Genomic DNA, 10,125 nt, shown 5'->3' on the forward strand with positions numbered 1-10,125 from the left:
TAGATAATATTTATTCAGCTTATCCAGTCTATCCTAACTTGAATATTATAATCCGGCTGTCAACTGCTGAGCCAGCATATGTGTCTTCAGCACCTGATCCGCCCGAATACTGCAATCCCCGGGAGTCTGAAGATGATTCAGGAAATGGTCTACTACACCTGCAAAACCACGCCGCTGCAAAATGGTATCCCAACTCCCAAAACTACCGGACTGCGGCAATTGACCTTTTTCATATAGATAAAGGCTCTCCATATTGATTACTTCTGCCGAACGTCCACTGCCATGCAGCGATAATTTCTCCAAATCGGTTCCGGCGCTGCGTGCCATGCTGTAACTTGCATAACGCTGAGCGCCGAGAGAGAGCATACCGGATGCATGCAGCATTGCGCCATTTCCCTGCTGATTTAGCTGATTCGACAGCAACTCATAATCATCGTTACCCAGCCACAGCAGCAGATCCAGCATATGAATCAGATCATCATATACTGTCTCGCGTGCAGAAGAGTTCTGCATGGAGGTACGATGTTTGACAGATTCACAGAGTTCCCAGCCCCCTGCTGCCTCAAGCCAGGATCGTGCTTGGGTATACAGTGGAGCAAACCTGCGATTGAAGCCGACTGCCAGCAGCAATCCACGTTCCTCTGCTAATGCGGCCATTCGGCGTGATTCTTCCATTGAATAAGACAAAGGCTTGTCTACATAGACCGGCAGTCCCTGCTCCAGACATTTGGTAACGATATCATAATGCGTTGGTGTCGGGCTATGTACGAATACTGCATCTACATCCCAATCTGCAATATCTTCTGAGCGAATACTTCCTTTTGCCAGACGATAGGTCTGCATGGTCTGATGCACGGTAGCTTCCGAACGACTGACTACACCGACCAGTTCTACCTGTGGATGACTGGATAATAGCGGGAGATATACTTTTTGCGCAATTCCACCGATTCCGATCAGAGCCACTCGTTGACGATGTTCTACTTGGCTTTCACTTATCATTAGGGTACATTCTCCTTCTATCTGAAATGAGGTATCCATATTAACGTGTATACTGCCGAGTCTTCTCTTCTATATAAACATAAGATGCAGGAAGCGTGCCAGTCTCTGCTGTTTAAGTTCATTCCTATTTTTGATATACAAATAGTACACAAATAAAATCGCGCAGCAAAAAGCCGCTGAATAAAGACAGGATCTTTTCTGATCTATGTGCCAATACTGGATGGTACAGTACTCGAAGGCAATAAATCATCAAAATCAGTATCATTCAATCAGCGACTTGTTTAACCAACTCTTTATTGTAAATTATAATGAGATCAAAACCGTAAACGCTACTTACAAAGTAATTTCTTTGGCTGCTTTGGCATCGGCATTTTTTTTCTTAACTTTAAGCCCGATCAGAACAACCAGAACAATAACAATCAGTTCAAATCCGTATTTGATAAAGCCATTTTCAAAATATGCCTTGATCAGCGGTTCTTCGATAATCATTTTGGCTGCCGTCCAGGCCAGAATAGCAGATCCGAGCGCAATGATCCATGGAAAACGCTCAATCAGCTTGAGGATCAACGTACTGCACCAGACCATAATCGGAATAGAGATCGCCAAACCTACAACTACCAGTGGGAAGTCGCCATGTGCTGCACCGGCAACTGCCAATACATTATCCAGTCCCATCATAGCATCTGCGATAATAATAGTACGGATTGCCGCCCACATCTGGCTGCTCGCCGAGATATTATCTTCTTCTTTCTCCTCGACCAGCAGTTTGTAGGCGATGTACACCAATGCGAGCCCACCAATCAGACGTAGACCGGTAATATTCAGCAAATACACAACCAGCAAGGTGGCAATTGCCCGAATAACAAACGCGCCGACCGTTCCCCAGATAATTACCTTTTTCTGATTTTCCTTGGGAATATTACGAGCAGCCATCCCGATAACAATTGCATTGTCACCAGCGAGTACAAGGTCAATCATAATAATCGACGCCAGGGCTATCCAGAACTCCACTGTAAATAACTCCATACATTCAATCCCCTTTTGCTTTCGGCTTCAGCCGGAATTAAAGTCTTAAGGCAGATTCCAGACATCAAAAAACGCCACCACCGTAATTGGGTGATGGCGATGCAAGCATCAAAAAAGACCTCACCCAATTACATAATTAGGCAAAGGTCTCGCTAACAGCGTTATAATCTGCTGCCAATAAAGCCGGGGACTTAATCCCGTAATGACGGCTTTATCGTAGGAAGCTACTCCCCTTTGGAAACTATCTCAGAACAATAACATGATTATACAACAATGTCATCATATTGGCTATAACGATATTGAATATATATGTTCTACCATATTATTAATTTTGATCATTTTGATTTAAAGTAAGTGATTTTTGGTTTTATTATAGTAAATGGTTTATAATTATAATTGTATAAAATTTTATTGAACCATTCACAAATTAAATTTTATACGTCAAACCATCTTATTTTTACCTATCTCTCAAGAATGGAGTGAATCATATAATGAGTGAATCCCAATACGAAAAAGCAACTTTTGCAGGTGGATGTTTCTGGTGCATGGTAACTCCTTTTGAAGAATTGCCAGGTATCATTAGTATTCGTTCCGGTTATACAGGTGGACATACCGAGAACCCGACCTATGAAGAAGTATGCAAAGAAACAACCGGTCATGCAGAAGCTGTACAGATCGTGTTTGATCCGGCTATTTTCCCATACGAGAAACTACTGGAACTGTTCTGGCAGCAAATTGACCCAACAGATGCAGGTGGACAATTCTACGACCGCGGTTCTTCGTATCGCACGGGCATTTTCTATCATAATGAGCATCAGCGTGAACTGGCTGAAGCATCCAAGCAGGAACTGCAGGCCAGCGGCCGCTTTGACAAGCCGATCGTAACCGAGATTACACCTGCGCAGACTTTTTATGAAGCCGAGACTTACCATCAGGATTATCACAAGAAGAATACCGGTCATTACAAACGTTACCGTAAAGGTTCCGGACGGGATGCTTTTATTGAGCAACACTGGTCCAACCGGATTGACAAATCCGATCTCAAAAATCGTCTGAGCGAGATGCAGTACAAGGTTACCCAGCAAAATGGTACCGAGCCTGCTTTTCATAATGAATTCTGGGATCATCATGGAGATGGTATCTACGTGGATATCGTATCCGGTGAGCCGCTGTTCAGTTCGACAGACAAATACGATTCCGGCTGCGGCTGGCCAAGCTTCACCCGTCCGATCCGCGATTATCACGTAAAAGAAAATATGGACGCCAGTCACTTTATGGTTCGTACCGAAGTACGCAGCCGTGAAGCCGACTCCCATCTCGGTCATGTTTTCGATGACGGGCCGGGTCCAAATGGACTGCGCTACTGCATTAACTCAGCGGCTCTGCGCTTTGTACCGAGAGAGCAGCTGGAAGAAGAAGGTTATGGCGAGTACAACGTACTGTTCCAGTAACAGTGCTGGCCGATACCTTGCAGATGATAAATGATTGTTTACATGATCATATAAAGCAAGGCTCAGAGTAACACGGCTTCATTGTATATTCAGATATTATGTAGAAATTACTTGATATTACTAATGTGACTACAGGAACCACTCCTTCACCTTATACGGCAGGAGTGGTTCTTTTTTTGTGTAGGGATACTCTACTTATGGTTGTTTCATATACTGTCTGTTCACGATCGCTTTGATTCCTTAATGCATTTCCGGGATTGCATCTTTCGTTTGAACTTTGAACATTCTCCACTTTGCAGACATCTATGGCCCAGAGCCAATCTACGTTTCGCCGCTCGGTCTGTAAGGGTACATGGTATACAGAGACCTGCGACAAAGTGTGCCTACAGATCATCTGTACGAGTTACCCTATCATGATCTATCAAAGGAGCGATACTTATGCCATGGACCAAAAAAGATTACCCTACCTCTATGAAAAATCTGGATGAACGTGTACGTGAGAAAGCCGTCGAGATTGCTAATGCGTTGCTGGATGAAGGATATGATGAAGGACGTGCAATCGCAATCGGTACATCCAAAGCAGAAGAATGGGATGCCAACCATCCTGAAGGGAAAAACAAATAATAAAATCATAGCAAAAAACCGGGTGCCTGGAGCACCCGGTTTTTTGCTAATCATTCTGTATACCTTATATCGTCAAGCATCTATGATATTCAGTCATTAGTTGGCTAGCGATTGTACAGCCTGAGCAATAGACTGCTTGCCTGAAATAACATCATACCCTTTGCGATACGTATGCTGTTGATCCAGTACATGAGCTATAACTTCTGCCACATCTTCACGTGGAATACTGCCGCCTTCGCTCAGCTGCTCCCCGATTTCGATCTGACCGGTACCCGGATCATTCAACAGGCCACCTGGACGGATAATCGTGTAATCCAGCGAACTGGCTTCCAGCATCCGATCAGCATAATGCTTGGCAACATAGTATGGCTTGATCGATTCTGACCATTTGCTGCGATCATAAGCGAACATTGCGCTGATGAGTACAAAGCGTTTGGTGCCTGACTGCTCAGCAGCTTCCATACTTTTCACTGCTCCATCCAGATCAATCAGCAATGTCTTGTCATCTCCGGTGCTGCCACCTGACCCGGCAGCAAATACAACGGCATCTGCGCCATTAATAACCTTCGCCAGTTCATCTACAGTGCCTTCCAGATTGCCAATCGCGGTTTTGGCACCCATTTGTTCAAATGTAGCTGCCTGTTCCGGCTTGCGGATCACTGCCGTGACCTGATGTTCACCGGTATCAACCAGCTTTTGTGTTAGGATTTTGCCGATCTGTCCATTAGCTCCGATAACTGCAATATTCATTATAGTATCCTCCTTGTTCATCTGGCTCTCTGTATCTATAACCGTAAACAAGGGGTTCTTACACTTTTATTTGTAATTCGGTCTATTTTCCGTTTAATTCCAGGATACCGGTTTGATCTCTACCGGTGCAATTTCAGCTACTTCCATATAGTTTTTGCCCCAATTGTACATCGCATCCAGAATCGGCATCAGGCTCTCTCCAACTTCGGTCAGGGAATATTCTACTTTGGGAGGCACAACCGGATAGACTTCACGGTGAACGATCAGATCTTCTTCCAGTTCACGCAGCTGGCTGACCAGCATCCGCTGAGTAATACCAGGTATGAGCGACTTCAATTCACCAAAACGTTTGGTTCCTGTTTTGCCAAGATGCCACAGAATCAGCATTTTCCATTTGCCGCCAATGACCGATAAGGTCAGTTCTTTTTCACAGTTAAAAATACGCTCACGCATTTATTCATTCCTCCATGGATTCTGGGATATACAGCTACTCTTTATATCGTTCCAACTGCTTTCATTCTCCATAGTATACTTTTAGACACTATGTAAAAAAAAAGTGCGTACTTACAAAAGTCATGTATTTTACTTTATACTAGCACTACAGCGAACGCAACAGGTACAGACAGAAAATCACACAAGTGTGCTCTGCATTTAATTCCTATTGTTCGCATCGCACTACTATACTAATTCATGCCAATATGGCATCTTACAGGAGGAATTTGATCTTATGGAACTTCAACTCGCTTTGGATCTTGTAAATATCCCGGAAGGTATCGCACTTGTTAAGGAAGTGGAACCTTTTATCGATATCGTAGAAATCGGTACACCAATCGTTATTAACGAAGGACTGCATGCAGTCAAAGCTATGAAAGAAGCTTTCCCTAATCTGAAAGTACTGGCTGACCTGAAAATCATGGATGCCGGTGGTTATGAAATCATGAAAGCATCTGAAGCTGGTGCTGACATTATTACTGTACTGGGCGCAAGTAACGACCTGACAATCAAAGGCTGTGTAGATGAAGCCAAAAAACAGGGACGTAAAGTACTGGTTGATATGATCAACGTTAAAGATATCGCTAGTCGTGCCAAAGAACTGGACGAGCTGGGCGTAGACTATATCTGCGTACACACTGGCTATGATGGTCAAGCTGCCGGACAGAATCCTTTCGAAGATCTGGCAACAATCAAAAGCGTTGTTAAAACAGCAAAAACAGCAGTAGCTGGCGGTATCAAACTGGCAACTATGCCGGAAGTAATCAAAGCCAACCCTGATCTGGTTATCGTTGGCGGTGGCATCACCAGCCAGGATGACAAAGCGGCAGCAGCTTCCCAGATCCGCGAACTGATCGCTCAGGCGTAATTAGATGAGTACACTGACTGGCATTTCCGGGCATTTTGAACGGATTATTCAGGAGCTGCAGGGTACACTGTCAGCCATTCCGGCCGATCAGGTGGAACAGCTGACAGAGCAGATTCTGAATGCCCGCAAAATATTCACTGCAGGTGCCGGACGTTCAGGCTTGATGGCCAAAGCTCTGGCGATGCGTCTCATGCAGCTGGGACTCGATGCTTATGTAGTTGGCGAGACCGTGACTCCGCGAGCAGGTAAAGGTGATCTATTGATCATCGCTTCCGGTTCGGGTGAGACACAGGGACTTCATATTATGGCTCAAAAAGCCGGCAAAGAAAATGTGCAGCTCGCTGCAGTTACTATTTTCCCCGATTCCTCGATCGGTAAATTGGCTGATCTGGTTGTACAGGTACCTGGCTCCCCCAAAGATCCGGCGGATCAGGGAAGTTATGAGACAGTGCAGCCGATGGGGTCGCTGTTTGAGCAGACTGTACTGTTGTTGTTCGATGGTATTATGCTGCGTCTGATGGAAAAACGTGGCGGTGACTCGGCAGCGATGTTTACCAACCACGCCAATCTGGAATAGATTATCTGTACAGATATTTTGTTCTAAATGGTCTTTATCCAGAAAGATAGATAAAAAAGCCAGCTTCCCGCTGAATGGGATAGCTGGCTTTTTTTATAATCTATTCGGTATAGAGGACAAGCTTCAGAATCATATCATCGACAAATAATAATTAGAGACACACTTTGTATTTTTCATTTAAATGCACTATACTATTAGTTACGCTATTAAAGTAACATAGTATTAAAAAGTTACGAAACATCGAGTTTGATGTAATCATATGACCTGCTCGCAACCATGCTGCTGGCTGTCTTTTATTAGAATTTCCATTCCAGTAGCATGGTCCAAATACAAATCGAGGTGAACATTCATGTTGAAGTTAGGCGTGCTTGACCAGTCTCATATTAATGAAGGACATAACGCTACCAATGCCCTTTCCAATACACTCCAACTTGCCCAGGCGGCAGATGAATTGGGGTATTCCCGTTTCTGGATGTCGGAGCATCATGCTTCTCCCAGCCTGGCTCATTCCAGTCCGGAGATTATGATCGCTCATGTGGCTTCCCAGACCAAGCGTATTCGTGTCGGCTCCGGGGGGATTATGCTGCCTCATTACAGCGCCTACAAAGTCGCCGAGAATTTCCGTCTGCTCGAAGCACTCTATCCTAATCGGATCGATCTGGGTGTTGGACGCGCACCCGGCGGTATGCCGCTTGCTACACGTGCGCTGCAGGAAGGCAAATTCCCTTCTATGCACAGCTCAGACCGTTATCCACAGCAGATTGTCGATCTAATCGGTTATCTGAATGATGCTACACCTTCGGATCACCGTTTTGCCGGATTGATTGCTGAACCGAGTATTTCCACGATTCCGGAACTGTGGTTGCTTGGATCAAGTGGCGGTACAGCAGAATTGGCAGCGATGACCGGTGCTTCCTATGCATTTGCCCAGTTTTTTGGTACGGCTGGCGGTGAAGAAGCCGTTGCACATTACAAAGAGAATTTCCAGCCGTCTGTTATGGCTTCCGCGCCCAAGTCACTGGCAGCGATTACCGTCTCTTGTGCAGATACTGAAGAAGAAGCCGAGTATCATATGCGCAGTAATGATCTTTACTTCCTGATGCTGCGCGAGAATCGTCCTATGCCCTATCTGCCTTCTGCCAAGACGGCAGCAGAATATCCGTACACCCGTACCGAAAAATCACATATCGAAGATACCCGCCGCTTCCGCGTAGTGGGTACACCAGATCAGGTTCGCGAGAAACTGCTTCGTTTTGCTGCTGATTATCAGACAGATGAGCTGCTGATCGTATCGGCTATTCATGATAATGAAGCACGTATTCGCTCTTATCGTCTGCTGGCTGAAGCTTTTCAATTGGGTCAAAACTAATCCGGCAGCATCTACTCTGATTGACAATTTGTGCTATCCATACAGGAGTATCCATAAAAAAAAGCAGACGCTGATTGATCCAGCGCTGCTTTTCTTTTTATAACATACTGATACATTCTGCTGGTATGTGATCACACAGCCAGACCCCATGACCTGCATTATAAAACATAATATGATCTACCGCTGCTGCCGTATTGATTTTCAGCAGAACCAGCTTGCCTTTTCGTTTTCCGGCCAATTCGGCGAAGTCGGTCTTCTCGGATAAATGTACATATCTTCTACCCATTGGACGCAGTCCTTCTTTTTCAATAATCGTCCATGCTTGTATCGACGTACCATGATACAGCACATCAGGCGGTACAGAAGCTTCATAATGAATAGCCGGGCGGCTATGTCCATATCGTGCGCGAATCCGGTCACCCATAATCTCGAAGCGCTGCTTGTCCGAACGGGCCACCACATAACGAATATGCTCATCGGTGACAAAGCTCCATTTGCGCTCCTGACAGATCACTTGTACCAGTTCATTAATTGGACAGGCGGCATCTTCATCCAGTACAATTCCGTACTGTTCCGGCGAGTGCCGCAGAATCAGGCTGATCCATTTGCTGAGCTGTTTTTCCTGCTGTAGTTCCAACATTGTTCCTGCTCCTTTCCGGGCAAATCATGTTCATTTGCAATTTGAAATGTTAGTATGAATATATCATACATATAGATATTTTTTGAAATAGGAGAGAAATCATGCAAAATACAGTATCACCGCAACAAACGACTCCACAAAATGATCGTTTCCCCGCTGCGCTATTCTGCCTGACCGCAGGCGCATTCGCAATCGGAATGACTGAATTTGTTATTATGGGGCTACTTCCTAATGTCGCCAATGATCTGGGCGTAACCATCCCACAGGCAGGACAACTGATTACCGGTTATGCACTCGGCGTAGCCGTAGGCGCTCCCATCCTCACCATTGCTACCAATCGCATTGCTCAAAAGCAGCTGCTTTGTCTGCTCATGGCTATCTTTATTGTTGGTAATCTGGTCGCTGCTCTTGCCCCAAGTTATGGTCTGTTAATGGGATCACGACTGGTTACCGCTTTGGCTCATGGTACGTTTCTCGGTACGGGATCACTGATAGCAGCTCGCCTTGTACGACCGGACAAACGGGCAGGAGCGGTCTCGATGGTGCTCGCCGGGCTGACGATTGCCAATATTATCGGTGTTCCGTTTGGTACACTGATTGGTCAGCATCTGGGCTGGCGTGCTTCCTTTGGCGCAATTACTGTAATGGGCGTTATTTCACTGGTAGGGATTCTGTTCCTGATTCCGCGTATTGAACAGACGGCACAACCGAGTCTGTCCAAAGAAGTACGGAGTCTGCTGCAGCCTCAGGTGCTGCTCATTCTGCTGACCGGCGCATTTGGCTGCTGCAGTATGTTTACGGTATTTACCTATATTACTCCAATGCTTACAGATGTATCGGGCTTCCAGGAAAGCAGTGTTACCTGGATACTTGTTATGTACGGAATCGGTGTAACGCTTGGCAATATCGTTGGCGGCAGGCTGGCTGACTGGAAGCTGATGCCTTCCATTATTACCATTTTTGCCATTTTGGCTTTGATGCTGATGATTCTATCGGGTGTGCTGCATCTTCCATGGCTTGCTCTTGTATTTATCTTTTTATGGGGGGCAGCTGCTTTTGGTATTATGCCAGGTATACAGCTGCGTATTATGAATCTGGCTCATGAAGCTCCCCGGCTTGCTGCTACCTCGAGCCACTCCGCACTGAATCTGGGTAATGCGACAGGTGCTTTTCTGGGTGGTGTTGTTATTACCCATGCAGGACTCGTCTATGTTCCACTGGTTGGTGGTATCATTGCTGCTGTCGGAATGTGTGGAGCTATACTCAGTTACTATATGGTTGAAAAAAAGAAAAGACATTCGGCATAGTAAACTGTACCCTTTGTAAAGG

The 10,125-nt window shown here is 45.5% G+C and carries 11 protein-coding genes; 6 read left to right on the plus strand and 5 right to left on the minus strand.

Annotation, left to right across the window (positions count from 1 at the left end; genetic code table 11):
- Positions 1–45: 45 nt before the first annotated feature.
- Both H065_RS0122260 and H065_RS0122265 read right to left on the minus strand, forming a co-directional pair.
- The gene (locus H065_RS0122260; protein ID WP_017815312.1) at positions 46–999 is read right to left on the minus strand and encodes a Gfo/Idh/MocA family protein; all 954 of its coding nucleotides are present in this window, start codon (positions 997–999) and stop codon (positions 46–48) included.
- 333 nt (positions 1,000–1,332) lie between these two features.
- A complete protein-coding gene (locus H065_RS0122265; protein ID WP_017815313.1) occupies positions 1,333–2,025 on the minus strand; it encodes a TerC family protein in 693 nt (230 codons plus the stop codon).
- Between the two features lie 491 nt (positions 2,026–2,516).
- Here H065_RS0122265 and msrA point away from each other — a divergent pair, with 491 nt between their 5' ends.
- Entirely contained in the window at positions 2,517–3,476 is a 960-nt protein-coding gene (gene msrA, locus H065_RS0122270) for a peptide-methionine (S)-S-oxide reductase MsrA (protein ID WP_017815314.1), read from the plus strand.
- A 438-nt stretch (positions 3,477–3,914) separates the two neighbouring features.
- The gene (locus tag H065_RS0122275; RefSeq protein ID WP_017815315.1) at positions 3,915–4,100 is read left to right on the plus strand and encodes a DUF2188 domain-containing protein; all 186 of its coding nucleotides are present in this window, start codon (positions 3,915–3,917) and stop codon (positions 4,098–4,100) included.
- Between the two features lie 96 nt (positions 4,101–4,196).
- Here H065_RS0122275 and H065_RS0122280 read toward each other — a convergent pair whose 3' ends face one another.
- Complete coding sequence (locus H065_RS0122280) at positions 4,197–4,850, minus strand: SDR family oxidoreductase (RefSeq protein WP_017815316.1); 654 nt, start codon at positions 4,848–4,850, stop codon at positions 4,197–4,199.
- Positions 4,851–4,943: 93 nt separating this feature from the next.
- Positions 4,944–5,303, minus strand: a complete 360-nt coding sequence (hxlR, locus tag H065_RS0122285; protein ID WP_017815317.1) for a transcriptional activator HxlR — start codon at positions 5,301–5,303, stop codon at positions 4,944–4,946.
- 274 nt (positions 5,304–5,577) lie between these two features.
- On the opposite strand from hxlR, the gene hxlA reads away from it, so the two are divergent.
- The 3 genes from hxlA to H065_RS0122300 all read left to right on the plus strand — a co-directional run bounded on the left by hxlA (position 5,578) and on the right by H065_RS0122300 (position 8,156).
- Positions 5,578–6,210 carry a 3-hexulose-6-phosphate synthase gene (hxlA, locus tag H065_RS0122290; RefSeq protein ID WP_017815318.1) on the plus strand — a complete coding sequence of 211 codons (633 nt, stop codon included), beginning with the start codon at positions 5,578–5,580 and terminating at the stop codon, positions 6,208–6,210.
- A gap of 4 nt (positions 6,211–6,214) precedes the next feature.
- The gene (gene hxlB / locus H065_RS0122295) at positions 6,215–6,787 is read left to right on the plus strand and encodes a 6-phospho-3-hexuloisomerase (protein ID WP_017815319.1); all 573 of its coding nucleotides are present in this window, start codon (positions 6,215–6,217) and stop codon (positions 6,785–6,787) included.
- A gap of 349 nt (positions 6,788–7,136) precedes the next feature.
- Positions 7,137–8,156 carry an LLM class flavin-dependent oxidoreductase gene (locus tag H065_RS0122300; protein WP_017815320.1) on the plus strand — a complete coding sequence of 340 codons (1,020 nt, stop codon included), beginning with the start codon at positions 7,137–7,139 and terminating at the stop codon, positions 8,154–8,156.
- A gap of 97 nt (positions 8,157–8,253) precedes the next feature.
- Here the strand turns inward: H065_RS0122300 and H065_RS0122305 are convergent, their stop codons facing one another.
- A complete protein-coding gene (locus tag H065_RS0122305) occupies positions 8,254–8,796 on the minus strand; it encodes an RNA 2'-phosphotransferase (RefSeq protein WP_017815321.1) in 543 nt (180 codons plus the stop codon).
- A gap of 101 nt (positions 8,797–8,897) precedes the next feature.
- Between H065_RS0122305 and H065_RS0122310 the strand changes: the two genes are divergently transcribed.
- Positions 8,898–10,103, plus strand: a complete 1,206-nt coding sequence (locus H065_RS0122310) for an MFS transporter (RefSeq protein ID WP_017815322.1) — start codon at positions 8,898–8,900, stop codon at positions 10,101–10,103.
- Positions 10,104–10,125 lie beyond the last annotated feature (22 nt).

Source organism: Paenibacillus shenyangensis (genome assembly GCF_000346635.1).
GTDB classification, from domain to species: Bacteria; Bacillota; Bacilli; order Paenibacillales; family Paenibacillaceae; genus Saccharibacillus; species Saccharibacillus dauci.